Here is a 24313-nt window from a genome sequence, read left to right as displayed (position 1 = left end):
CGGGCCCCGCGTCACCTGTCCCCGCGGTCGAGCAGTCGGCCGCGGGGCGGGTCGCCGTCCGCCAGCAGCTGCCCGCGCAGCCAGGTCCGCCGGACCACGCCGGTCAGGTGCCGGCCGGCGTAGGGGGTGACCGGGTTGCGGTGGTGCAGCGCGGCGACGTCCCACTCCTCGTCGGGGGCGAAGGCGACCAGGTCGGCGTCCCTGCCCACCGCGATCGCGCCCTTGGTGGGCAGGCCGGTCAGCGCCGCCGGGGCTTCGGACATCCACCGCACGACGTCGGTGAGCGTCCGGCCCCGGGCGCGGGCGCCGGTCCAGACCACCGGGAGGGTGACCTGCAGGCCGGCGATGCCGCCCCAGGCCAGCCCGAAGTCGCCCACGTCGAGCCGCTTGAGCTCCGGGGTGCACGGCGAGTGGTCGCTGACCACCAGGTCGATGTCGCCGTCGGCCAGCGCGGCCCACAGCGCCTCGCGGTGCCACGCCTCCCGGATCGGCGGGCAGCACTTGAACGCGGTGTCGCCGTCGGGCACGTCCTCGGCGGCGAAGGTCAGGTAGTGCGGGCAGGTCTCCACGGTGATCCGCACGCCCTCGGCCCGGGCCGCCCGCAGCAGCGGCAGGGCGCCGGCGTCGGCCAGGTGCACCACGTGCACCCGGGCACCGGTGTCCCGGGCGGCGGCGACCAGCCGGCCGATCGCGGTCTCCTCCGCGGCCTCGGGGCGGGAGGCGAGGAAGTCCGCGTAGCGGGGCCCGCCCGGCTCCGGCGCGGCGGCGATCACGTCGTCGTCCTCGCAGTGCGCGATGAGCAGCCCGTCGACCTCGGCCAGCGCGGTGAGCGCGGTCCGCAGGCCGGCGTCGTCCAGCGGGGGGAACTCCGGCACCCCGGAGTCCAGCAGGAAGCACTTGACCCCGACCGCGCCGTCGGCGAGCAGGCGGGGGAGCTGGCTCGCGTTGCCCGGCACCGCGCCGCCCCAGAAGGCGACGTCGACGCTCACCTGGCCCTGCGCCGCCTGCCGCTTCACCTGCAGCGCCTTGACGTTCACCGTCGGGGGGACCGAGTTCAGCGGCATGTCGACGATCGTGGTGATCCCGCCCGCGGCCGCCGCCCGGGTCGCCGAGGCGAAGCCCTCCCACTCGGTGCGCCCGGGCTCGTTGACGTGCACGTGGCTGTCGACCAGGCCGGGCAGCAGCACCTCGTCCTCGGCCAGGGTCACCGGCTGGTCGCCGGCCTCGTCGAAGCCGGTGACCGCCACGACGGCACCGTCCCGGACGTGCACCGCGGCCGCCCGCTCCCCGTCGGGGAGCACCACCCGCCGCGCCCGGACGACGAACGCCCCGCTCACCGCGCCACCTCCAGGTCCCGCTCCCGGGTGACCCCGGAGAGCCGGTCCACCGCCTCGTGCAGCTCCCCCGCCCAGGCGGTGCCCACCCAGCCGCCCGGCAGCGGCAACCGTACGGCGTCCACCCCGGTCCGCACCGGTTCCTGCGGGCCGCCCACCCGGACCGTGGAGACGTAGGCCCGCGGCGCGACCGGCGGCAGCCAGCCCGGCGCGCCAGGGCCGAGCCCGACGGTGGTGTGCAGCACCGGCCGGCCGGACACGACGACCCGGGTGGTGCCGGTCCAGCGGCCCGGCGCCTCCCCCGACCGGCCGAGCAGCACCTGCTCGGTGGCGGTCAGCTCGGCGTGCTCCCCCAGCTCGGCGTGCAGCTCGGCGAGGTGGACGGCGCGGGCGGTGACGACCGTCGGCTCGGGCGCGAGGTGCAGGACCCCGGCGACCTCGGCCCGCACCACCTGCCGGGACGGCGGCGACTCGCCCCGGGCGGGCAGCACCACGGCAGCGGCGACCGAGTGCACGGACAGCCGCGCACCCTCCTCCACGACCAGCCGGACCTCGGCGTCGTCCCCGCCCAGCGGGCCGAAGGCGGTCGCGACGAGGTGCACCGCGCCCTCCCCGGTCCGCCGGACGGCGAGCTGGCCGCTGGCCCGGACCACCGGCAGCACGGTGCGCCCTCGCGGGCCGCACCGCGCGACCACCTCGACGAGGGTCCTCACGGGGTGGTCTGCAGCGCCCTCGCGCGGACCTGCTCGCGCACCCACTCGGCCACCTCGGTCGCCGCCGGGTCCTCGCGCAGCGAGATGAGCAGCGTCGGCTTGCCCCCGCGCACCGCGTCTGCGTCCCGGCGCATCACGCTCAGGTCGGCGCCCACGAGCGGCGCGAGGTCGGTCTTGTTCACCACCAGCAGGTCCGAGGCGGTGACGCCGGGCCCGCCCTTGCGGGGGACCTTGTCCCCGCCGGCGACGTCGACCACGAAGACCTGCACGTCGACCAGGCCGTAGCTGAACGACGCGGTCAGGTTGTCCCCGCCGGACTCGACCAGGACCAGCTCCAGGCCCGGGTGGCGGGACTCCAGCAGCTCCACGGCGTCGAGGTTGGCGGTGATGTCGTCGCGGATGGCGGTGTGCGGGCAGCAGCCGGTCTGCACCGCCTCGATCCGGTCGTCGGGCAGCACGGCGTTGCGGCGGAGGAAGTCGGCGTCCTCGGTCGTGTAGATGTCGTTGGTGACGACGGCGAGGTCGTACTCGGCACCCAGCGTCCGGCACAGCGCGGCGGCCAGCGCCGTCTTGCCGGAGCCCACCGGCCCGCCGAGCCCGACCCGCAGCGGACCGCCGTGCCGGTGCCCGGGGTCGTACGGGTCGACGTAGTCGTCCAGGTTGTGGTCAGGCGGCATGTGCGCTCCTCGGGGGTGTCATGAGGCGAAGAACCGGTCGGTGCGGGCGGTGTGCACCTCGGCGAGCAGGTCCAGCAGCGGGTCGGCGGCCGCCGGCAGCCCGTCGGCGGCCGCGGCGGCCACCGCGTCGACCTCGGGGGCCAGCCGGGCGGTGACCGCGGCGACGGTGATCGGGTCCATGGCGAGCAGCCGCTGGGCGGCGGTGGCCGGACCCGAGACCGACAGGTACGCCGCCGCCCCGGCCGCGTCGCGGGGGGCGAGGCCACCGGCAGCGGCGGCCACCCCGAGCGCCAGCGGGTGGTGGGGTTGGCCCGGGAGGGCGGCCCAGGCCGGGTGCGGCCACGCCCGGCCGCCGACCCGGACCAGCCCGCGCCCCTGCTGCCGCGAGGTAGCGCGCAGCGCCGGCGAGGGGGTCCGGGCGTCGGCCTCCGCGTCGAGCGCGGACAGCGCGGCGACCGGGTCGGCGTCGTCCACGGCACGGCACGCTGCCGCGGCCAGCCCGGCGGCGACCGCCCCGGAGGTGGTCAGCCGGCGCCGCAGGAACAGGGCGAGCGAGGCCGGGTCACCGATCACCCCGGCGGCGATCGCCTGCTCCACCCCACCGGAGTGCGTGTGGCCCCCGGCGGGCAGCCGGGAGTCGGCCAGCGTGAGCAGCGCGGCCGTCATCAGAAGAGGAAGTACTTCTGCGCCATCGGCAGCTCGCGGACCGGGTCGGGCTCCCACACCTCGCCGTCCACCGAGACGGTGAAGGTGTCCGGGTCGACCCGGATGTCCGGCAGCGCGGTGTTCTCCGGCATGTCCGCCTTGCCCAGCCGAGTGGTGTCGGCGACGGCCGCCAGCCGCCGCTCGATCGACAGCCGGTCCGCCAGCCCCGCCTCCAGCGCCGCCGGGGCGACGAAGTGCAGCGACGTCTGCGCCGGGACCCTGCCGTAGGCCCCGAACATCGGACGGGGCAGCACCGGCTGCGGCGTCGGGATCGAGGCGTTGGCGTCGCCCATCATGGCCCAGGCGATCATCCCGCCCTTGAGGACGACGTGCGGCCGCACCCCGAAGAACTTCGGCTCCCACAGCACCAGGTCGGCCAGCTTGCCCGGCTCGACCGACCCCACCTCGGCGTCGATGCCGTGCGCCACCGCCGGGCAGATCGTGTACTTGGCGACGTAGCGCCGGGCCCGCAGGTTGTCCGCGGCGCCGTCACCGGGCAGCGAGCCGCGGCGGCGCTTCATGACGTGCGCGGTCTGCCAGGTGCGCAGCACCACCTCGCCGACCCGGCCCATCGCCTGCGCGTCCGAGCCGATCATCGAGATGGCGCCGAGGTCGTGCAGCAGGTCCTCGGCGGCGATCGTCGTCGGCCGGATCCGGCTCTCGGCGAAGGCGAGGTCCTCGGGCACGCTCGAGTCGAGGTGGTGGCAGACCATGAGCATGTCGAGGTGCTCGTCGAGGGTGTTCACCGTGTGCGGGCGGGTGGGGTTCGTGCTGCTGGGAAGCACGTTCGGGTGCCCGGCGACGGTGATGATGTCCGGCGCGTGACCGCCGCCGGCCCCCTCGGTGTGGTACGCGTGGATGCTCCGCCCGGCGATCGCCGCCAGCGTGTCCTCGACGAAGCCGGCCTCGTTGAGCGTGTCTGAGTGCAGCGCGACCGGGACGCCGTTGCGCCCGGCGACGGTGAGCGCGGCGTCGATCGCGGCGGGCGTGGAGCCCCAGTCCTCGTGCAGCTTGAAGCCGCTGGCCCCGGCCCGCAGCTGCTCCTCCAGGGAGTCCAGCGAGACGGTGTTGCCCTTGCCCAGCAGGGCGACGTTGACCGGCAGCGGGTCCATCGCCTCTAGCATGCGGGCGAGGTACCAGTCGCCGGGGGTGATCGTGGTGGCCTTGGATCCCTCGGCCGGGCCGGTACCGCCACCGATGAGCGTGGTGACGCCCGAGCCGAGCGCGGTCGGCACGATCTGCGGGCAGATGAAGTGCACGTGGCAGTCGACGCCGCCCGCGGTGAGGACCTTGCCGTTGCCGGAGAGCACCTCGGTGCCCGGGCCGATCACCAGGTCGGGGTGGACGCCGTCCATCGTGTCCGGGTTGCCGGCCTTGCCCAGGGCGACGATCCGGCCGTCGCGGATGCCGACGTCGGCCTTGACGACCCCCCAGTGGTCCAGCACGACGGCGCCGGTGATGACCAGGTCCGGCGCGCCCTCCGCGCGGGTCGCGCGGCCCTGCCCCATCGACTCGCGGATCACCTTGCCGCCGCCGAAGACCGCCTCCTCGCCGGCCAGGCCGGGGCCGCCGCTGCGGTCCTCGGTGACCTCGATGAGCAGGTCGGTGTCGGCCAGCCGGATGCGGTCGCCGGTGGTGGGGCCGTAGAGCTGCGCGTAGCGCTCGCGGGACAGCTGGACCATCAGCCGAGACCTCCGTCGGACGTCAGACCGGGCACGACCCTGGCGCCGGCGAGCGGCACCAGGACCACGGTGCGCTGGATGCCGGGCTCGAAGCGGACGGCTGTGCCCGCGGCGATGTCGAGCCGCTGACCGTGCGCGGCCGCCCGGTCGAACTCCAGCGCGGCGTTGGCCTGGGCGAAGTGGAAGTGCGAGCCGACCTGCACGGGCCGGTCGCCGGTGTTGCGCACCGGGAGCTCGGTCCGCGGCGCGCCGGGCAGGGTCTCGATGACGCCCGCTGCGGGGATGACCTCGCCCGGTACGACGCCAGGAGTGACCCCGTCGCGCCCGCGCACGGGCTCTGACCGGCTCACGGGCTCTGCTGACCGGTCCCGCTCGCTGGCGCTCACGGGCTCTGCCGACTGGTCCCGCTCGCTGGCGCTCACGGGATGGGCTGGTGGACCGTGACCAGCTTCGTCCCGTCCGGGAAGGTCGCCTCCACCTGCACCTCCTCCAGCAACTCGGGCACGCCGTCCATGACGTCGTCCCGGGTCAGCACCGTGCGCCCGGACTGCATGAGGTCGGTGACCCGCACCCCGTCGCGGGCGCCCTCCAGCACGTGGTCGCTGACGATCGCCGTCGCCTCGGGGAGGTTGAGCCGCAGGCCGCGGGCCCGCCGGCGCCGGGCGAGCTCGGCGGCGTAGCTGAGCATCAGCCGCTCCTGCTCGTGCGGGGAGATCAGCACAGTGGTCGGCCTCCTGGCGTCCCGGCGAGGGTGGAGCCCGGAAGGTAACCGAGCCGTGTGACAGCTCTGTTGCGTCCTTGCACTCCGCCATGTCGCGATATATCGTGAGTGCATCAACGACACCTGGAGGTTGGACATGAAGCCCACCACCCCGTGGTCGCGGCACAGCCGCCACCACCACGTCCCCACCCCCGGCGCGGACGCCGGGGACCACCGCCACCACCCGCACGACCACCCGGGCCGGGAGCGCTTCGACAGCGCCCGCGCCGACGGCGGAGGCCGCCGACACCACCCGCCCTTCGGTGGCGGACCCTTCGCCGGCGGGCCGTTCGGCGGCCCCGGCGGGCCGTTCGGCGAGGGCCCGCGAGGCCACCGCGGCGGACCCCGCGGCGGCCGGGGAGGGCGCCACGGCAGGGCCGGGCGCGGCGACGTCCGCTCCGCCGTCCTGCTGCTGCTGGCCGACGAGCCGATGCACGGCTACCAGCTCATGCAGGCGGTGGCCGAGCGCACCGGCGGCGCCTGGCGACCGAGCCCCGGCGCGGTCTACCCCACCATCGCCCAGCTCGAGGACGAGGGCCTGGTCACCGTCGTGGTCGACGGCGGCCGCAAGCTGGTCACGCTCACCGAGGCCGGCCGCGAGCACCTCGCCGGCCTGGGTGACGTCGACCCGTTCGCGGCCTTCGCCGGCGACGCGGACTCACCGGACCTGCGAGCGCTGCTGGGCGAGCTCATGGGCGCCGCCCACCAGTTGGGCCGGGTCGGCGACCCGGCGCAGCTCGCGGCGGCCGGTCGCGTCCTCACCGACGCCCGGCGGGCGCTGTACCTCATCCTCGCCGGCCAGGCCGACCCGTCGCCCACCCGCGAGACGGACGACGACCCCTCGGCCTGACCTCGACGCGCGGGACGACCGCGCGCAGCTCTTGCCCCACCGAGCCCGGTGGTTCTATGGTTCATTACATGAGTAATGAACCAGCGAGCCACCGGGCTCGTCTCGTTCGCCCCGGACCGGCATGAACGAGGACGCCGGCCCGATCTTCCGGCAGATCGCCGTCCAGCTGGAGGACGCGATCGTCGACGGCTCGCTCGTCGAGGAGAGCCAGGCGCCCTCCTCCAACGAGCTCGCCGCCTTCCACCGCATCAACCCCGCCACCGCAGCCAAGGGCCTGAACCAGCTGGTGACCGACGGGGTCCTCTACAAGAGACGAGGAGTCGGGATGTTCGTCGCCACCGGGGCCCGGGAGCAGCTGCTGAAGCGGCGCCGCAGCGAGTTCGCGGAGCAGTACCTCACGCCGCTGCTGCTCGAGGCCGACAAGGTCGGCATCACCGTCGCCGAGATCGCCGCGATGCTGCGCGAGCGGGGTGGGCAGGCGTGACGGCAGCCGCCGGCCTCGAGTCGGTCACCATGCGGTTCCGCGGGCACACCGCGCTCACCGACGTGACGACGGAGATCCAGGCCGACACCATCACCGGGCTGCTGGGTCGCAACGGCGCCGGCAAGACCACGATGATGCAGCTGCTCACCGGGCACCGGGTGCCCACGTCGGGCCGGGTGCAGGTGCTGGGCGCGGCGCCGTTCGAGAACGACGCCGTCCTCAGCCAGCTCTGCTTCATCAAGGAGAGCCAGCGCTACCCGGACCTCTTCCGGGTGTGCGACGCCGTCCGGGCCGCGGCGTCGGTCTACCCCTCCTGGGACCAGGAGCTGGCCGACCAGCTGCTCGAGGACTTCGAGCTGCCGGTGAAGCGGACCATCAGGAAGCTCTCGCGCGGCATGACCTCGGCGGTCGGCATCGTGCTGGGGCTCGCGTCCCGGGCGCCGCTCACCCTGTTCGACGAGCCGTACCTCGGCCTGGACGCGGTGGCCCGGCAGCTCTTCTACGACCGGCTGCTCAGCGACTACGCCGAGCACCCGAGGACCATCGTGATCTCCACCCACCTCATCGAGGAGATCAGCGACCTGCTCGAGCACGTGCTGCTCATCGACCGCGGCCGGGTGCTGCTCGACGCCGACGCGGAGACGCTGCGCGCCACGGCGCTCACCGTCTCGGGCCCGGCCCGGCAGGTGGCCACCTTCGGGGCCGCGCACGACCTGGTGCGGAGCGAGTCCCTGGCCGGCCAGTCCCGGGCCGTGATCCGCACCGGGACAGCGACCGCCCGCCGGATGGCCACCGACCTGGGGCTCGTGGTCGAGCCGACCAGCCTCCAGCAGCTCGTGGTCGCGATGAGCCTGCGCTCGACCGCGACCGACCACCCCACCTCCGCCGTCCCGTCCGACCTGCTGGGAGCTCCCCGATGAACCGTGTCGCCGCTGTCGCGCGCATGCAGCTGGTGCACCCCGCCCTCAGCATCGGCGTGCCCTGGGCCGTCGTCGCGTCGTCCTTCGCCATCAACCTGGCGATCTGGGGTCTGGGCGACGTCGCAGCCACCGCACCCGGTGACGGGTTCACCGGCGGACTGGCCTCGCTGTACATCACCGTGCTGATCGTCTTCACCCAGTCGGTCACCCAGATGTTCCCGTTCGCGATGGGCCTGAGCCTCAGCCGTCGGACCTTCTACCAGGGGACGGCGTTGAGCGCGGCTGTCCAGTCCATCGGCTACGGGGTGGCCCTCACCGTGCTCGCCGCCATCGAGGACGCGACGGGCGGGTGGGGCGTGCGCCTGCACTTCTGGGCTCCCGGCTCCGTGGACGTCGGCAACCCCGCACTGCAGTTCGTCGTCTACACGGTGCCGATGCTGGCCTGCGCCTTCGTCGGCATCGGGATCGGCGTCGTCTTCAAGCGCTGGGGGGCGCCGGGCCTCTACGCGCTCGGCCTGCTGACCCTCCTGCTCGGTGGCGCGATCGCCGTCTACGCGACCTGGCAGCAGACGTGGGGGGACATCTGGTCCTGGCTGGGTGGTCTCTCCACGGTCACCGCCACCATCGCCCTCCCCGCGGCGATCGCGCTGGCCGTGGGCGCACTCGCCTACCTGGGGCTCCGCCGCACAGTGCCCTGACACCGAGGACCACGACGACGGCCGGCCGCGAACCCGCAGCCGGCTGTCGCCTCGTCCAGGGGACTGCGGCCCGCCATTCCGTAACGACAGAAGCTGCACACAGCTCCACCGCCGAGCCCAAGGCCCCGCCGAGCCGCACTGCACGCGCTTCATCGCGCGGAAGCACAGTCGCCTCACCGCACGACACCGCAGGTGCTCTATGGCGGTAAAGCAAGCGCGCGTGGCACATCGACTGATGCGCTGGTGCTTTCGCGCGATAAAGCACGCTGGCCCCGTTGCGCCAGCGACCGGTCGTCGGCAATCGGTGCTTTCGCGCGATGAAGCACGCCGCGTGGTCGTGGCCGGCGACCGTCGCCCCTGGTGCGCTGCCGCGCTTGCGCGGGATCGGTGCCTGGACATGCAGAAACGGGGCCACAGCTGATGCTGTGACCCCGTTTCTGGGAGTTATGTCCGGCGGCGTCCTACTCTCCCACCCGGTCCCCCGGGCAGTACCATCGGCGCTGAAAGGCTTAGCTTCCGGGTTCGGAATGAGACCGGGCGTTTCCCTTTCGCCATGACCGCCGTAACACTGTGAAGATGTACCCACCCGCACACCACCACCCCGTCCCCTTGTCGGGGAATGGTATGGCGGCTGCGAGGCGGGGGAACCGCGGCCCACCGGGGTGGGGGGTTCCGTACCTTCAGAGCTGCACAGTGGACGCGAGACACGCTAGTCGAGCAATGTTGCTGGATGTATGTGTGGTCAAGCCCTCGGCCTATTAGTACCGGTCAGCTCCACGCATTACTGCGCTTCCACCTCCGGCCTATCAACCCGCTGGTCTGGGCGGGGGCCTTACCCGGTTGACCCGGTGAGAGACCTCATCTTGAAGCGAGCTTCCCGCTTAGATGCTTTCAGCGGTTATCCCTGCCGAACGTAGCCAACCAGCAGTGCTCCTGGCGGAACAACTGGCACACCAGAGGTTCGTCCGTCCCGGTCCTCTCGTACTAGGGACAGCTCTTCTCAAGTCTCTTACGCGCACGGCGGATAGGGACCGAACTGTCTCACGACGTTCTAAACCCAGCTCGCGTACCGCTTTAATGGGCGAACAGCCCAACCCTTGGGACCTACTCCAGCCCCAGGATGCGACGAGCCGACATCGAGGTGCCAAACCATCCCGTCGATATGGACTCTTGGGGAAGATCAGCCTGTTATCCCCGGGGTACCTTTTATCCGTTGAGCGACACCGCTTCCACATGCCGGTGCCGGGTCACTAGTCCCAGCTTTCGCTCCTGCTCGACCCGTCGGTCTCGCAGTCAAGCTCCCTTGTGCACTTGCACTCGACACCTGATTGCCAACCAGGCTGAGGGAACCTTTGGGCGCCTCCGTTACATTTTGGGAGGCAACCGCCCCAGTTAAACTACCCACCTGACACTGTTCCTGATCCGGATCACGGACCGAGGTTAGACATCCAATTCGACCAGAGTGGTATTTCAACGGCGACTCCACGAACACTGGCGTGCCCGCTTCACAGTCTCCCACCTATCCTACACAAGCCGAACCGAACACCAATATCAAGCTATAGTGAAGGTCCCGGGGTCTTTCCGTCCTGCCGCGCGTAACGAGCATCTTTACTCGTAGTGCAATTTCGCCGAGCCTGTGGTTGAGACAGCTGAGAAGTCGTTACGCCATTCGTGCAGGTCGGAACTTACCCGACAAGGAATTTCGCTACCTTAGGATGGTTATAGTTACCACCGCCGTTTACTGGCGCTTGAGTTCTGAGCTTCGCGCACCGAGGTGCACTAACCCGTCCCCTTAACGTTCCAGCACCGGGCAGGCGTCAGTCCGTATACATCGTCTTTCGACTTCGCACGGACCTGTGTTTTTAGTAAACAGTCGCTTCTCACTGGTCTCTGCGACCACCCACCGCTACCCGCAGCACGTGCGTTGACGGTGAATGGCCCCCCTTCTCCCGAAGTTACGGGGGCATTTTGCCGAGTTCCTTAACCACAGTTCGCTCGATCGCCTTGGTATTCTCTACCTGACCACCTGAGTTGGTTTGGGGTACGGGCCGCTAAGAACTCGCTAGAGGCTTTTCTCGGCAGCATAGGATCATCCAATTCGCCTCATTCGGCTATGCGTCAGGCCTCACCCTGGATGCCGTGCGGATTTACCTACACGACGGGCCACACTTGCACCGGTACTACCACTCACCGGTAGGACTACCTTCCTGCGTCACCCCATCGCTTGCCTACTACCAGTCCGGGTCCCGCGTTCCACCAGATCAGACCCGAAGGTCAGTCACCGGCTTCAGGCGGTCAGCATCGCTGGGTTCAGCATGGGCGTTCTTTCGCGGGTACGGGAATATCAACCCGTTGTCCATCGACTACGCCTGTCGGCCTCGCCTTAGGTCCCGACTCACCCTGGGCGGATTAGCCTGGCCCAGGAACCCTTGGTCATCCGGCGGGGGAGTTTCTCACTCCCCTTTCGCTACTCATGCCTGCATTCTCACTCGTGTGGCGTCCACGGCTGGATCACTCCGCCGCTTCCACCGCCACACGACGCTCCCCTACCCATCCACACACCTGGCCACTGACTCAAGGTCAGAGACGGGTTCGTGTGAATGCCACAGCTTCGGCGGTGTGCTTGAGCCCCGCTACATTGTCGGCGCGGAACCACTTGACCAGTGAGCTATTACGCACTCTTTCAAGGGTGGCTGCTTCTAAGCCAACCTCCTGGTTGTCACTGCGATCCCACATCCTTTTCCACTTAGCACACGCTTAGGGGCCTTAGCTGATGATCTGGGCTGTTTCCCTCTCGACTACGAACCTTATCGCCCGCAGTCTCACTGCCACGCTCTCACTTACCGGCATTCGGAGTTTGGTTGATTTCAGTAACCTTGTGGGGCCCCTAGACCATCCAGTGCTCTACCTCCGGCAAGAAACACGTGACGCTGCACCTAAATGCATTTCGGGGAGAACCAGCTATCACCGAGTTTGATTGGCCTTTCACCCCTACCCACAGCTCATCCCCTCCATTTTCAACTGAAGTGGGTTCGGTCCTCCACGCGGTCTTACCCGCGCTTCAACCTGGCCATGGGTAGATCACTCGGCTTCGGGTCTAGAGCACGCGACTGATCGCCCTGTTCGGACTCGCTTTCGCTACGGCTACCCCACACGGGTTAACCTCGCCACGTACCGCTAACTCGCAGGCTCATTCTTCAAAAGGCACGCAATCACCCCCACGCGTAAACGCGCATAAGGCTCTCACGGCTTGTAGGCACACGGTTTCAGGTACTATTTCACTCCCCTCCCGGGGTACTTTTCACCTTTCCCTCACGGTACTTGTCCGCTATCGGTCACCAGGGAGTATTTAGGCTTAGCGGGTGGTCCCGCCAGATTCACACCGAATTTCACGGGCTCGGTGCTACTTGGGAACAGACCCGGGAGAGACTGAGTTTTCGTGTACGGGGCTCTCACCCTCTACGGCGACCCCTTCCAGAGGCCTTCCACTAACACAGTCTTTTCTGACTCCCTGTGCCCTCGGCAGAGAACACTGGATCGTCCCACGACCCCGACCACACAACGCCTGCCGGCTTGACATGCGATCGGTTTAGCCTCATCCGCTTTCGCTCGCCACTACTCACGGAATCACGGTTGTTTTCTCTTCCTGTGGGTACTGAGATGTTTCACTTCCCCACGTTCCCTCCACACGCCCTATGTGTTCAGGCGCGGGTCACACCACATGACTGGTGCGGGGTTCCCCCATTCGGAAATCCTCGGATCAACGCTCGGTTGACAGCTCCCCGAGGCTTATCGCAGCCTCCTACGTCCTTCATCGGCTCCTGGTGCCCAGGCATCCACCGTGTGCCCTTAACAACTTGGCCACACAAACACCCACGCCCACCCACCAACCCACCAGGGGCTCGCGGATCGGCGCGGGTATCCAGATACATACCTACAAACTTGCTAGATGCTCGCGTCCACTGTGCAGTTCTCAACGTACGGAAGATGACCGTCCACCCGACACCGCCAGCCCCGGCAACCCGGGCGGTACGACACCAGAACGATCTCTCGCAGAAGAAACAGTTGCCCGTTCCCTCAGGACCCAACAGCGTGCCTACGATCCCCGATCCCTGCCCGATCCCGTTCCACGCCCTCCCCAAGGGAAGAGCCGTACTAGGCACCAGGCTGAGCCGGCGACCGAACTGGTCAGTGTTCCACCCTCGAGCTCCGCCACCAACACCCGAGCAACTCCAGGACTGGAGCCACTTCACGGTCGGTGCGCGGCTCTGGACCACCACAACGAGTGTGGCGGCCAGTGCTCCTTAGAAAGGAGGTGATCCAGCCGCACCTTCCGGTACGGCTACCTTGTTACGACTTCGTCCCAATCGCCGATCCCGCCTTCGACGGCTCCCTCCACAAGGGTTGGGCCACCGGCTTCGGGCGTTACCGACTTTCGTGACGTGACGGGCGGTGTGTACAAGGCCCGGGAACGTATTCACCGCAGCGTTGCTGATCTGCGATTACTAGCGACTCCAACTTCATGGGGTCGAGTTGCAGACCCCAATCCGAACTGAGACCGGCTTTTTGGGATTCGCTCCACCTCGCGGTATCGCAGCCCTTTGTACCGGCCATTGTAGCATGTTTGCAGCCCTAGACATAAGGGGCATGATGATTTGACGTCATCCCCACCTTCCTCCGAGTTGACCCCGGCAGTCTCCTATGAGTCCCCACCATCACGTGCTGGCAACATAGAACGAGGGTTGCGCTCGTTGCGGGACTTAACCCAACATCTCACGACACGAGCTGACGACAACCATGCACCACCTGTGCACGACGCCAAAGGCACCCCGTATCTCTACGAGATTTCCGTGCATGTCAAGCCTAGGTAAGGTTCTTCGCGTTGCATCGAATTAAGCAACATGCTCCGCCGCTTGTGCGGGCCCCCGTCAATTCCTTTGAGTTTTAGCCTTGCGGCCGTACTCCCCAGGCGGGGCGCTTAATGCGTTAGCTGCGGCACGGAGACCGTGGAATGGCCCCCACACCTAGCGCCCAACGTTTACGGCGTGGACTACCAGGGTATCTAATCCTGTTCGCTCCCCACGCTTTCGCTCCTCAGCGTCAGTTACTGCCCAGAGACCCGCCTTCGCCACCGGTGTTCCTCCTGATATCTGCGCATTTCACCGCTACACCAGGAATTCCAGTCTCCCCTGCAGTACTCTAGTTTGCCCGTATCGACTGCAGGCCCGAGGTTGAGCCTCGGGTTTTCACAGCCGACGTGACAGACCGCCTACGAGCTCTTTACGCCCAATAATTCCGGACAACGCTTGCACCCTACGTATTACCGCGGCTGCTGGCACGTAGTTGGCCGGTGCTTCTTCTGTAGGTACCGTCACTTGCGCTTCGTCCCTACTGAAAGAGGTTTACAACCCGAAGGCCGTCATCCCTCACGCGGCGTCGCTGCGTCAGGCTTTCGCCCATTGCGCAATATTCCCCACTGCTGCCTCCCGTAGGAGTCTGGGCCGTGTCTCAGTCCCAGTGTGGCCGGTCACCCTCTCAGGCCGGCTACCCGTCGTCGCCTTGGTAGGCCATTACCCCACCAACAAGCTGATAGGCCGCGGGCCCATCCTCAGCCGATGAATCTTTCCACCACCAGACCATGCGGTCAGCGGTCACATCCGGTATTAGCACCAATTTCTTGGAGTTATCCCAGAGCTGAGGGCAGGTTGCCCACGTGTTACTCACCCGTTCGCCGCTAGGGCACCCCCCGAAGGAGGGCCTCGCTCGACTTGCATGTGTTAAGCACGCCGCCAGCGTTCGTCCTGAGCCAGGATCAAACTCTCCGTAGATGATTTGATCGCAGCTGAGACCGAGAGTTGGCACTCTCGTTCAATCAACCAAAGGAACCCAAGACCATGACCACCCATAAAGGCAGTCAGGCCAGGGGGTATTGATACTTGGCACTGACTTTCGGCACGCTGTTGAGTTCTCAAGGAGCGGACGCGCACGTTCCCGGGCCGATTGCTCGGACCTTCTTCGTGGCGGTGATTCCCACTGTACACCGAGTTCCGCAGCAGTCGAATCTCAGGGACTCGGCCGGCGGTTTCCCAGGCCTTGTGGCCCGGTCCGTTCTCGCTCGGTGCAGAAGGAACATTACACGCCCTCAGAGGGCCGTGCACGGGGGGGTCCCCCGGGGGTCGGTCGATGGGGTCCCGGCGGCGCTGAGCTGGGGGAACGGCGCTCAGGCCACCCCCCGGGGGCGGTACTGCACGCTGACCCGTGGTCCGACCGCCTTCGTCGTCTTGGGGATGCAGTGCTCCCACGTCCGCTGGCACGAGCCCCCCATGACGACGAGGTCGCCGTGCCCCAGGGGGAAGCGGAGGCTCTCCCCGCCACCGACCGGGCGGAGCAGCAGCGGTCGGGGTGACCCGAAGGAGACGATCGCGACCATCGTGTCCTCGGTGCGGCTGCGGCCGATCCGGTCGCCGTGCCAGGCGACGCTGTCGCGGCCGTCCCGGTAGAGGCACATGCCGGCCGTCACGAAGTCCTCGCCGAGCTCGGGGCGGTAGTACGCGTTGAGGTCACGCCGGGCGTCGGTGAGCGTGCGGTGCGGCAGCGTCTCGTCGCCGCCGTACCAGCGGAGCAGCCGGGGCACGGTGACCTCCCGGTCGTACATCTGCCGCCGGTCCTCCCGCCAGCCGATGTCCCCGAGCAGGACGTCGAGCACCTGGTCCGAGCCCTCCACCCAGCCGGGGAGGTGGTCGACCCAGGCACCGTGCGACAGCTGGTGCCGGGTCACCCGACCGGTCAACGGTGTGAGCGCCGGCTCCTCGGCGACGTCCCACATGGACGGCTGGTGCGCGAGAGACATGCCGGAACGCTAGCGCAGGTTTCGCACACCTGTTCGAAAACCTGTGGACAACTGTGAGGCCCGGCCCCTGCAGAGGGGTGTCACCTCAAGCGGACAGGGCGAGGACGAAGGGCAGGACAGCCCCCGCGCCGGCCAGGCGCAGTTCCCGGCCGGCCACGGTCATCGTCCAGCGGGAGTCGGCCAGGTCGTCCACCAGCAGGACGGGTGCATCACCGAGGTCGGCCAACCGGGAGCGGAGCTCCGGCCCCACCACGATCCGCTGCCAGACACCGGCGAGCCGGAAGGCGCTGTTGCCGCCCGGGCCGCCGGTCGGGCCACCGTGGGCCAGGTCGAGCGCGCCCAGGTAGGGCAGCCGGCCGAGCCCGGCCAGCCCCTGCGCCACGCCTGCCACCAGGGCCGGGCGACGGCGGGACGGCATGGCGACGACCGCCCCGGGACGACGCGCCCAGTCCCAGGCGCCCAGCACCCGGGCGCAGGCCTTGAGCAGCTCCTCGTCCGGCGGCGCGTCGGAGGGCAGCCCGGGCCGGATCACCCGGTGGGAGACGTCGTAGGCCGCGTCCGGGTCCTCCTCGATCGACGGCGCCTCGAGGTCCTCGGCGAGCGTGGCCACCCCGCCCACGCCGTCGTCACCGAGCAGGGTGCGCAACCGCTGGCCCCAGCCCAGGTCGGTGAGCCGGGCCACGGCCCGGCCGGTCTCCACCTGCTCCGCGGCCGCGATCTTGCCCTTGACCTGGACCCCGAGCCGGTCGGCCCCGGTCGGCCACTGCGCCCGCGGCGCCAGCTCCACCCCGGGGCGGTCGAGCCGGGCGGAGGCGGCCTGCGACGCACCTGCCGGGATGTCGGTGGGATACCAGGCACCGGCGCAGACGTCGCACCGGCCGCAGGGGGCCGCCGTCGGGTCGTCGAGCGCCTCCTGCAGGAACGCCATCCGGCACTCCGCGTCGCCGACCGGGCGCGCGTAGGCGATCATCGCCCGCTGCTCGGCCTCGCGGGTCGCCGTCACCCGGGTGTACCGGTCGGCGTCGTAGACCCAGGGCACGCCGGTCGAGCGCCAACCGCCCTGCACCCGCTCCACCGCGCCGTCGACCGCGAGCACCTTAAGCAGCAGCTCCAACCGCGACCGGCGGACGTCGGCGACGGTCTCGAGCCGGGCGACCGACCAGGCCTTGCCGTCAGCCATGGCGGTCAGCACCGCGGCCGCGTGGTCCTCCCGCGGCATCGACGAGGTGGCGAACCACTGCCAGATGGCGAGGTCCTCCGGCCCGGGCAGCAGCAGCACGTCGGCGTGGTCGACCGCGCGGCCGGCGCGACCGACCTGCTGGTAGTAGCTGACCGGTGACGACGGCGCCCCCAGGTGGACGACGAACCCCAGGTCGGGCTTGTCGAACCCCATGCCCAGCGCGGAGGTGGCGACCAGCGCCTTGACCCGGTTCTCGCGCAGCGCCTCCTCGGCGTCCTTGCGGTCGGCGTCGTCGAGCCGGCCGGTGTAGGCGCGCACCTCGTGCCCGGAGTCCCGGAGCAGCGCAGCGGTCTCCTCGGCCGCGGCGACGGTGAGCGTGTAGACGATGCCGCTGCCCGGCAGCTCCTCCAGGTGGGCGGCCAGCCACGCGAGCCGGGCGCGGTCGGTGTCCAGCCGCAGCACCCCGAGCCGCAGCGAGTCACGGGCGAGGGGACCCCGCACGGTGGTGACCCCCACCCCGCCGGCACCGAGCTGCTCGGCCACGTCGGCGACGACCCGCTCGTTCGCCGTCGCCGTCGTCGCCAGGACCGGGGTCCCGGCGGGGAGCTGACCGAGCAGGTCGCGGATCCGGCGGTAGTCGGGGCGGAAGTCGTGCCCCCAGTCGGAGACGCAGTGCGCCTCGTCGACGACGAGCAGACCGCAGCGGGACACCAGCGCGGGCAGCTGCTCGTCGCGGAACCGGGGGTTGGTCAGCCGCTCGGGCGAGACCAGCAGGACGTCGACGTCGTCGGCGGCCAGCCGGGCGTTGATGTCGTCCCACTCGGTCACGTTGGAGCTGGAGATCTCCACCGCCTTGATGCCGGCTCGCGCGGCCGCCGCGACCTGGTCGCGCATCAGCGCCAGCAGCGGGCTGACCAGCAGCGTCGGGCCCTTCCCGCGGCGGCGCAGCAGGGCGGTGGAGACGAAGTAGACGGCGGACTTGCCCCAGCCGGTGCGCTGCACGACCAGGGCGCGCTCCTGGCGCTCGACCAGCGCGGCGACCGCGGCGTCCTGCCCCTCCCGGAACACCGCCTCCGGGCGGCCGGTGAGCTCGCGCAGGACGCCGAGCGCCTCATCGGCCAGGTCGGTCTCGACAGCGGTGCTCATACCCCGACCGTAGGCGGCGGCACCGACATCGGGGGCCGGGCGTGCGGTGGCTGTGGACGACCGGTTGGATGGGGGCCGATGCTGCCGCCGGACAACCACGTGCACTCCGAGTTCTCGTGGGACACCGGCCCACGGGCCTCCCTGCTGCGCGCCTGCGCGCACGCCGTCGACATCGGGCTGCCCGCCGTGGCCTTCACCGAGCACCTGGACTTCACCGTCTGGGACGCCGCCGACCGGGCGACCGCGCAGGGGCTCAAGGACCGGCACCCGGCCAACCAGCTGCCGATCGACGTGGACCTCTACGCCGAGACCATCTGGGAGGCCCGCGAGCGCTACCCCCAGCTGCGCGTCTGGTCCGGGGTCGAGGCGGGCGAGCCGCACCTGTTCGGGGCCAGCGTGGCCGCCCACCTGCAGGCCGCACCGGTCGACCGCGTGCTCGGGTCGCTGCACTCGCTGCCGGTCGACGGCCGGCTGATGGGCGTCAACCGGCTGCTGCACGCGCCGGGCATCGACGTGGTCGCGACGATGCGCCGCTACCTGACCGAGATGGTCGCCATGATCGAGCACAGCGACGTCTTCCAGGTGCTGGCGCACTGCGACTTCCCCCGGCGCTACTGGCCCGGGGGCCGCGACGAGTACCCCGAGGCGGTGTTCGAGGAGGAGTACCGGGCGGTGTTCCGGGCCCTCGCCGGGTCAGGCCGGGCGCTGGAGGTCAACACCACCAGCCCGCTCTGGTCGGTGGAGCTGCTGCGCTGGTACCGCGAGGAGGGTGGCGACGCGGTGAGCTTCGGCAGCGACGGGCACCAGCCGCACCTGGTCGGCCAGCGGTTCGAGCTCGCCGTCGACGTCGTCGAGCAGGCCGGCTTCCGACCGGGGCGGGACCGCTTCGACTTCTGGCGGCGCTGACCGGCTGCCCCTGGACCGGTCCGTCACGATCGGCGTCCGGACTGCCGATCAGGGTGGACGTGACAGCGCAGCCCCTCTTCGACGGCACCTTCTCCATCGACGCCGTGGCGTCCACGGCGCACGCGGTCGTGGCACGGCTCCACGACGAGGCGATGGCCACCATCGCCGCCCTCGCGGAGACCTGGGACCAGCCGGTCGAGGAGGCCCCCGCGGTCGAGGCCGACGAGCCGGTGACCTACCGGGAGCCGGCCACCTGGTCGGTGGCCGACGAGGAGGACGAACCGGCCGCCGAGGACGACGAGGACGACGTGCTCCCGGTCCTCGAGCTGCCCCCGCTGCTGCTGCGTCCCCGCCCGGCCGGCACGAACGTCACCGCCCGGCTCGGCGCCGGGGAGCGCGCCGCCGCCGACGCGGCGACCGACGAGTTCGCCGCCGCCCCCAGCGGCGGGCGCCGGCAGTTCGTCGCGATCTGACGCCGGCGGGCGGTGCCACATCGGTCGTGCACTGCCGATGAGGAGGACGTGACCACTCCGGGAACCACCGCCACCGACGCCGAGGACACCGCGGCGGGCCTCGCCCTCGCCGAGGCCCTGCAGGCCGTCGCCCGCCTGCACGACGACGCGATGGCCACCATCGCCCAGCTGGCCGAGACCGGGGACGCCCCCGCCGAGCCCCTGCGGGTCGTCCGCCTCGCCGAGCGCCCGAGCGTCGGCCAGCGCACCGAGGCCGCTGCCGCGTGACCCCGGGGCGGTGGGTACTTCACCGCTAAGGGAGTTCGGGCTAGGGTCGGCCAATGACCCTCCCTCGTCGCGTCGTGATCGCGCTCGGGGGCAACGCCATGACCGGCCCCGACGGGTCGGCGACGCCCGGTGCGCAGCGCGACGCGATCGCCGTGGCCGCCCGGCACATCGCTGAGGTCGTCGCGACCGGCGCCCAGGTGGTGCTCACCCACGGCAACGGGCCGCAGGTGGGCAACCTGCTGGTGAAGAACGAGCTGGCCGCCCACGAGGTCCCCCCGGTCCCGCTGGACTGGAACGTCGCCCAGACCCAGGCGACCATCGGCTTCACCCTCACCGACGAGCTCGACGCGGCCCTCGCCGGCCGAGGGCTCCCCCAGCGCACCGCGGCGCTGGTCACCCGCACGCTGGTCGACCCCCGCGACCCCGGCTTCACCTCCCCCACCAAGCCCGTCGGCCGGTTCCTGCCCGCCGACCAGGCCCAGCGGTTCGTCGACCTGGGTCAGCGCTGGGAGGACCGGGGCGAGCGCGGCTGGCGCCGAGTCGTCGCCTCCCCCGAGCCGCTGTCGGTCGTCGACGTCCCGGCGATCGCCGCGCTGGGCGCCGCCGGCTTCGTGGTCGTGTGCGCCGGCGGTGGCGGCGTCCCGGTGGTGGACGACGGCCCGGACGGCGCCGCCCTGCGCGGCGTGGAGGCCGTGATCGACAAGGACCTGACCGCTGCGCTGCTGGCCCGCGAGCTCGGCGCCGACACCCTGGTCATCGCCACCGACGTCCCGCACGTGATGGTCGACTTCGGGACGCCGCACGCCCGCGCCCTGCACCGGGTCACCGCCGCGGAGCTGCGGGAGCTCGCCGCCGCCGGCCAGTTCGCCCGCGGCAGCATGGGCCCGAAGGTCGAGGCCGCGCTGCGCTTCGTGGAGCGGGGCGGCACCCGGGCCGTGATCACCACGCTCGAGTCCATCTCCGACGCCGTCAGCGGTGACGACGTCGGCACCCTGCTCGTCGCCACCTGAGAAGAAGGACCTCCCTGCCCCGCCCGGGAGGGAGGCCGTACCCACTCGAAGAGAGAGAGCCAGCCAGTGCCCGCACCGATCGAGGTCCGCAAGGTCCCGCTGCACAACGTCAGCGACGCCTCCGAGCTCGCCAAGCTGATCGACGACGGCGTCATGGACGCCGACCGCGTCGTCGCCGTCATCGGCAAGACCGAGGGCAACGGCGGGGTGAACGACTACACCCGGATCATCGCCGACCGCGCGTTCCGCGAGGTGCTGCTGGAGAAGGGCAGCCGCAGCAAGGAGGAGGTCGGGGAGATCCCGATCGTCTGGTCCGGCGGCACCGACGGCGTGATCAGCCCGCACGCGACCATCTTCGCCACGCTGCCGGAGGACGCGGTCGAGAAGACCGACGAGCCGCGGCTGACCGTCGGGTTCGCGATGAGCGAGACCCTGCTGCCCGAGGACATCGGCCGGCTCACCATGGTCGAGAAGGTCGCCGAGGGCGTGCGCCGGGCGATGGCCGAGGCCGGGATCACCGACCCCGCCGACGTCCACTACGTGCAGACCAAGACGCCGCTGCTGACCATCGAGACGATCCGCGAGGCGAAGTCGCGCGGCCAGGAGACCTACTACGACGAGCCGCACGGCTCGATGGACCTCTCCAACGGGACGACGGCCCTGGGCATCGCGCTCGCCCTGGGCGAGATCGAGATGCCGGAGCAGAAGCAGGTCATGCGCGACTTCTCGCTGTTCAGCGCGGTCGCCTCGTGCTCCTCGGGCGTGGAGCTGGACCGGGCGCAGATCGTCGTCGTCGGCAACGCCCGCGGGCACGGCGGCACCTACCGGATCGGCCACTCGGTGATGAACGACGCCCTGGACCAGGACGGCATCTGGAACGCCATCCGGGACGCCGGCCTCGACCTCCCCGAGCGGCCGCACACCTCCGACCTCGGCGACCGGCTGGTCAACGTCTTCCTCAAGTGCGAGGCCGACCCGACCGGCTACGTGCGCGGCCGGCGCAACGCGATGCTCGACGACTCCGACGTCTTCTGGCACCGGCAGATCAAGGCCACCGTCGGTGGGGTCGCCGCCTCGGTGACCGGCGACCCGGCGGTGTTCGTGTCGGTGGCCGCGGTGCACCAGGGCCCGTCCGGCGGCGGTCCGGTCGCCGCCATCGTCAAGGCCTGAACCACCCACCCGACTGCCCTCCACCGCTGACGGTGGGGGGCAGTCGCGTGTCTAGGCGATGCAGCTGGTGTCCTCGGCGGTGCGCTCGCTGCTGGCGTAGGTGCCGGGCGCGGTCTCCGGGGCCTTCGCGCTGACCGGCTGACCGATGCCGTTCGAGTCCGCGCCGAGCACCAGCTGGACGGTGCCCGAGGCGAGTGAGTCGTCGACGGTGACCGCCGCCCCGGGGACCTCGGCGGCCACCGCGGCGGCCAGTGCCTCGTCCCCGGTCGCGGCGCTGACCGTCGTGACGTCGGTGGCGGCGGCGTTGCCCCCGCTGCTGGCGTCGAAGCCGGCCGCGGCGAGCGCGTCGGCGGCGGTCGCCGCCGCGCCGGAGACGCCGGACCCGTTGAGCACGCTGACCGTGACGTCGGCGGGGTCGGCCGCCTCGACCGACGGCGCGGCCGCGTCGGGGTCCGCGCCGGCGCTCAGCGAGGCGAAGAACTCCTTGAGGGCGTCCGGGTCCGCCGGCTCGAGGACGTCGCCCGCGTCCGTCCGGGCGTCGACCAGCCCCGGGATCGTCTGGAACGAGATCTCGTCGGGCTTCACCGACTGCATCTGCGCGGCCAGGTCGAAGAGGTTGAGCCCCTGGTCGACCGTCACGCTGGTGCCCACCTGCTGGATGACCTGGCGCTGCTTGACGGGGTTGAGCAGCAGGTCCTGCGACAGGACGTTGCGGATCAGCCCGGCGAGGAAGACCTGCTGGCGCACCTGCCGGTCGAGCTCGCTGGGCAGACCGTGCCGCTGCCGGACGAAGGCGAGCGCCTCGGCCCCGCTGATGGTCTGCTCACCCGCCTCGAAGTGCGCACCCGACAGGGGGTCGTCGGTGGCGTTGCACAGGTTCACCTCGACGCCGCCGACGATGCTGCTGATGTTGATGAAGCCCAGCAGGTTGATCTCGGCGAAGTGGTCGATCTGGACGCCGGTGACGCCGCTGATCGTCTGGATCAGCAACCGGGCCCCGGCGGCCTCCTTGTCGGCCTCCGACCCCTCCTCGTCGTTGTAGCCGCGGCCGAACGCCGAGTTCAGCTTGGACTCCCCGTAGCCCGGGATCGACACGTAGAGGTCGCGCGGGATGGAGACGAACGCCGCGGCCGACCCGTCCGCCGGGATGTGCACCAGGATCATCGTGTCGGTGTTGAGCAGGCCCTCGGGGTCACCGGTGCTGAACTCCGCGGCCTGCTCGGCCGTCAGGCCGGCCCGCGAGTCCCGCCCGACCAGCAGCAGGTTCATCGCCTTGCCGGCGTGGTCGCTGCCCTGGGCGTCGGTGTTCCCCTCGGTCGGGATCGCGTCGGTGCGCCCGATGCTGGCCTCGGCCACCCGGGCCAGGTACCAGCCCCAGCCGCTGCCCAGGAGCAGGGCCAGGCTCAGCAGCGCCGCGACGACCCGGGCCACCACGGCCAGCCGGGAGCCCCCTCGGCCGGGTGCGGCCGGGTGCGCCGAGCGCCCGGCGCGCGGGTCCAGGTGCGGCGGCAGCGGCCGGGCCCCGTCATCGAACGCCATCGGTGACCTCCGCGTGCACCGGACCAGCTCCTCGTGCCATCGACCGGGGAGCCTGCCACGGCAACCTGTGCGGCGGTCCGGCGGCGCGCGCGGTCGCGCCGGCAGCGGGGTGCCTCAGGGCAGGATCGCGTCCACGTAGCCGCCGTCCACCCGGAGCGCGCCGCCGGTCGTCGCCGAGGCCAGCGGCGAGGCCAGGTAGACGCACATGTGAGCGATCTCCTCGGGCTCGATCAGCCGCTGCAGCAGCGACTGCGGCCGGTGCGCGCGCATGAACTCCCGCTGCGCCTCGTCCCAGGGCAGCTGGTTGCCGACCAGCGAGCGGACGAACTCCTCGACGCCGCCGGTGTGCGTCGGCCCGGCGATCACCGAGTTCACCGTCACACCGGAGCCGGCGGCCTCCTTGGCGAAGCCGCGGGAGACGGCGAGCAGCGCCGTCTTGGTCATGCCGTAGTGGATCATCTCATCCGGGACCACGACCGCCGAGTCGCTGGCGATGTACTGCACGCGCCCCCAGCCCCGGTCGCGCATGCCCGGCAGGTAGGACCGGGTCAGCCGGACGGCGGTCAGCACGTTGGTCTCGAAGTAGCGGCGCCACTCGTCGTCGGTGATCTCCAGCGCCGGCTGCGCCCCGAAGACGCCCAGGTTGTTGACCAGCACGTCGACGTCCGGCACCGCGGCGAGCAGCTGCGCCGTCCCCTCGTCGGTGACGACGTCGCCGGCCACGGTGGTCACCTCGACCCCCTCGACGGCGGTCCGCAGCTGCTCCGCGGCTGCGTCCAGCCGGCCGGGGTGGCGACCGGTGAGGACGACGGAGGCGCCGGCCCCGACCAGCCCGGTGGCGATCGCCAGGCCGATGCCCTGGGAGGAACCGGTGACGAGGGCCCGCTTGCCGGTGAGGTCGATGCGCATGCCGGGTGCAAGGCGGGCCGGTGGGGCGCTGTTCCGCCGC

At 70.7% G+C, this 24313-nt stretch carries 20 protein-coding genes and 3 rRNA genes; 9 read left to right on the top strand and 14 right to left on the bottom strand.

Annotated features, from left to right (window positions below):
• Positions 1-11: 11 nt before the first annotated feature.
• The 7 genes from allB to MODMU_RS00980 all read right to left on the bottom strand — a co-directional run bounded on the left by allB (position 12) and on the right by MODMU_RS00980 (position 5832).
• Complete coding sequence (gene allB / locus MODMU_RS01010) at positions 12-1337, bottom strand: allantoinase AllB (protein WP_014738282.1); 1326 nt, start codon at positions 1335-1337, stop codon at positions 12-14.
• Positions 1334-2047: an urease accessory protein UreD gene (locus tag MODMU_RS01005; protein ID WP_014738281.1), complete on the bottom strand. Its 714-nt coding sequence runs from the start codon at positions 2045-2047 to the stop codon at positions 1334-1336. Before MODMU_RS01005 ends, allB begins: the two co-directional genes overlap by 4 nt.
• Positions 2044-2724, bottom strand: a complete 681-nt coding sequence (ureG, locus tag MODMU_RS01000; protein ID WP_014738280.1) for an urease accessory protein UreG — start codon at positions 2722-2724, stop codon at positions 2044-2046. Before ureG ends, MODMU_RS01005 begins: the two co-directional genes overlap by 4 nt.
• 18 nt (positions 2725-2742) lie before the next feature.
• The gene (locus MODMU_RS00995; protein WP_014738279.1) at positions 2743-3390 is read right to left on the bottom strand and encodes an urease accessory protein UreF; all 648 of its coding nucleotides are present in this window, start codon (positions 3388-3390) and stop codon (positions 2743-2745) included.
• A complete protein-coding gene (locus tag MODMU_RS00990) occupies positions 3390-5111 on the bottom strand; it encodes an urease subunit alpha (protein ID WP_014738278.1) in 1722 nt (573 codons plus the stop codon). Before MODMU_RS00990 ends, MODMU_RS00995 begins: the two co-directional genes overlap by 1 nt.
• Entirely contained in the window at positions 5111-5461 is a 351-nt protein-coding gene (locus tag MODMU_RS00985) for an urease subunit beta (RefSeq protein WP_231851737.1), read from the bottom strand. The genes MODMU_RS00990 and MODMU_RS00985 overlap by 1 nt, the downstream gene beginning before the upstream one ends.
• Positions 5462-5529: 68 nt before the next feature.
• A complete protein-coding gene (locus tag MODMU_RS00980; protein WP_014738276.1) occupies positions 5530-5832 on the bottom strand; it encodes an urease subunit gamma in 303 nt (100 codons plus the stop codon).
• A gap of 136 nt (positions 5833-5968) precedes the next feature.
• On the opposite strand from MODMU_RS00980, the gene MODMU_RS00975 reads away from it, so the two are divergent.
• The 4 genes from MODMU_RS00975 (at position 5969) to MODMU_RS00960 (ending at position 8823) form a co-directional block, all read left to right on the top strand.
• Positions 5969-6721 (top strand): PadR family transcriptional regulator, encoded by a 753-nt coding sequence (locus MODMU_RS00975; RefSeq protein WP_014738275.1) that lies wholly within the window; start codon positions 5969-5971, stop codon positions 6719-6721.
• A gap of 121 nt (positions 6722-6842) precedes the next feature.
• Positions 6843-7205 carry a GntR family transcriptional regulator gene (locus MODMU_RS00970; protein ID WP_014738274.1) on the top strand — a complete coding sequence of 121 codons (363 nt, stop codon included), beginning with the start codon at positions 6843-6845 and terminating at the stop codon, positions 7203-7205.
• Positions 7202-8125 carry an ABC transporter ATP-binding protein gene (locus MODMU_RS00965; RefSeq protein WP_014738273.1) on the top strand — a complete coding sequence of 308 codons (924 nt, stop codon included), beginning with the start codon at positions 7202-7204 and terminating at the stop codon, positions 8123-8125. The genes MODMU_RS00970 and MODMU_RS00965 overlap by 4 nt, the downstream gene beginning before the upstream one ends.
• Complete coding sequence (locus tag MODMU_RS00960) at positions 8122-8823, top strand: hypothetical protein (RefSeq protein ID WP_041794826.1); 702 nt, start codon at positions 8122-8124, stop codon at positions 8821-8823. Before MODMU_RS00965 ends, MODMU_RS00960 begins: the two co-directional genes overlap by 4 nt.
• Positions 8824-9271: 448 nt before the next feature.
• On the opposite strand, the gene rrf is transcribed toward MODMU_RS00960, so the two are convergent.
• The 5 genes from rrf to MODMU_RS00935 form a co-directional block, all read right to left on the bottom strand.
• Positions 9272-9388, bottom strand: a 5S ribosomal RNA gene (rrf, locus tag MODMU_RS00955).
• Positions 9389-9561: 173 nt separating this feature from the next.
• Positions 9562-12686 (bottom strand): 23S ribosomal RNA (locus MODMU_RS00950).
• 445 nt (positions 12687-13131) lie between these two features.
• Positions 13132-14651, bottom strand: a 16S ribosomal RNA gene (locus MODMU_RS00945).
• The 16S, 23S and 5S rRNA genes sit together here, the layout of an rRNA operon.
• Before the next feature lie 392 nt (positions 14652-15043).
• Positions 15044-15673, bottom strand: a complete 630-nt coding sequence (locus MODMU_RS00940; protein ID WP_014738271.1) for an alpha-ketoglutarate-dependent dioxygenase AlkB — start codon at positions 15671-15673, stop codon at positions 15044-15046.
• A gap of 85 nt (positions 15674-15758) precedes the next feature.
• A complete protein-coding gene (locus MODMU_RS00935; RefSeq protein WP_014738270.1) occupies positions 15759-17999 on the bottom strand; it encodes a RecQ family ATP-dependent DNA helicase in 2241 nt (746 codons plus the stop codon).
• Between the two features lie 78 nt (positions 18000-18077).
• On the opposite strand from MODMU_RS00935, the gene MODMU_RS00930 reads away from it, so the two are divergent.
• From MODMU_RS00930 to bar, 5 genes are all read left to right on the top strand, one after another.
• Complete coding sequence (locus MODMU_RS00930; RefSeq protein ID WP_014738269.1) at positions 18078-18905, top strand: PHP domain-containing protein; 828 nt, start codon at positions 18078-18080, stop codon at positions 18903-18905.
• Between the two features lie 59 nt (positions 18906-18964).
• Positions 18965-19378 (top strand): hypothetical protein, encoded by a 414-nt coding sequence (locus tag MODMU_RS00925; RefSeq protein ID WP_166503353.1) that lies wholly within the window; start codon positions 18965-18967, stop codon positions 19376-19378.
• 48 nt (positions 19379-19426) lie between these two features.
• Positions 19427-19645, top strand: coding sequence for a hypothetical protein (locus tag MODMU_RS00920; protein WP_014738267.1), 219 nt, complete (start codon positions 19427-19429; stop codon positions 19643-19645).
• A 53-nt stretch (positions 19646-19698) separates the two neighbouring features.
• Positions 19699-20655 (top strand): carbamate kinase, encoded by a 957-nt coding sequence (locus MODMU_RS00915; RefSeq protein ID WP_014738266.1) that lies wholly within the window; start codon positions 19699-19701, stop codon positions 20653-20655.
• 66 nt (positions 20656-20721) lie between these two features.
• The gene (gene bar / locus MODMU_RS00910; RefSeq protein ID WP_014738265.1) at positions 20722-21825 is read left to right on the top strand and encodes a barbiturase; all 1104 of its coding nucleotides are present in this window, start codon (positions 20722-20724) and stop codon (positions 21823-21825) included.
• 51 nt (positions 21826-21876) lie between these two features.
• Here the strand turns inward: bar and MODMU_RS00905 are convergent, their stop codons facing one another.
• Both MODMU_RS00905 and MODMU_RS00900 read right to left on the bottom strand, forming a co-directional pair.
• The gene (locus tag MODMU_RS00905; protein WP_014738264.1) at positions 21877-23364 is read right to left on the bottom strand and encodes an LCP family protein; all 1488 of its coding nucleotides are present in this window, start codon (positions 23362-23364) and stop codon (positions 21877-21879) included.
• A 114-nt stretch (positions 23365-23478) separates the two neighbouring features.
• Positions 23479-24273, bottom strand: coding sequence for an SDR family NAD(P)-dependent oxidoreductase (locus tag MODMU_RS00900; protein WP_014738263.1), 795 nt, complete (start codon positions 24271-24273; stop codon positions 23479-23481).
• Between the last annotated feature and the right edge of the window lie 40 nt (positions 24274-24313).

The sequence above is a fragment of the Modestobacter italicus genome (genome assembly GCF_000306785.1).
In the GTDB taxonomy this organism is placed as follows: Bacteria; Actinomycetota; Actinomycetes; order Mycobacteriales; family Geodermatophilaceae; genus Modestobacter; species Modestobacter italicus.
This window is presented reverse-complemented; position numbering and strand designations above follow the sequence as displayed.

Bases quoted from the DNA above. Each gene is read 5' to 3' on its own strand.
- MODMU_RS00900 (WP_014738263.1), bottom strand. From the start codon at position 24,273: ATGCGCATCGACCTCACCGGCAAGCGGGCCCTCGTCACCGGTTCCTCC.
- MODMU_RS00930 (WP_014738269.1), top strand. From the start codon at position 18,078: ATGCTGCCGCCGGACAACCACGTGCACTCCGAGTTCTCGTGGGACACC.
- MODMU_RS00975 (WP_014738275.1), top strand. From the start codon at position 5,969: ATGAAGCCCACCACCCCGTGGTCGCGGCACAGCCGCCACCACCACGTC.
- MODMU_RS00990 (WP_014738278.1), bottom strand. From the start codon at position 5,111: ATGGTCCAGCTGTCCCGCGAGCGCTACGCGCAGCTCTACGGCCCCACC.
- MODMU_RS00915 (WP_014738266.1), top strand. From the start codon at position 19,699: ATGACCCTCCCTCGTCGCGTCGTGATCGCGCTCGGGGGCAACGCCATG.
- MODMU_RS00935 (WP_014738270.1), bottom strand. From the start codon at position 17,999: ATGAGCACCGCTGTCGAGACCGACCTGGCCGATGAGGCGCTCGGCGTC.
- MODMU_RS00905 (WP_014738264.1), bottom strand. From the start codon at position 23,364: ATGGCGTTCGATGACGGGGCCCGGCCGCTGCCGCCGCACCTGGACCCG.
- MODMU_RS00970 (WP_014738274.1), top strand. From the start codon at position 6,843: ATGAACGAGGACGCCGGCCCGATCTTCCGGCAGATCGCCGTCCAGCTG.
- ureG (WP_014738280.1), bottom strand. From the start codon at position 2,724: ATGCCGCCTGACCACAACCTGGACGACTACGTCGACCCGTACGACCCC.
- MODMU_RS00995 (WP_014738279.1), bottom strand. From the start codon at position 3,390: ATGACGGCCGCGCTGCTCACGCTGGCCGACTCCCGGCTGCCCGCCGGG.
- MODMU_RS00960 (WP_041794826.1), top strand. From the start codon at position 8,122: ATGAACCGTGTCGCCGCTGTCGCGCGCATGCAGCTGGTGCACCCCGCC.
- MODMU_RS00940 (WP_014738271.1), bottom strand. From the start codon at position 15,673: ATGTCTCTCGCGCACCAGCCGTCCATGTGGGACGTCGCCGAGGAGCCG.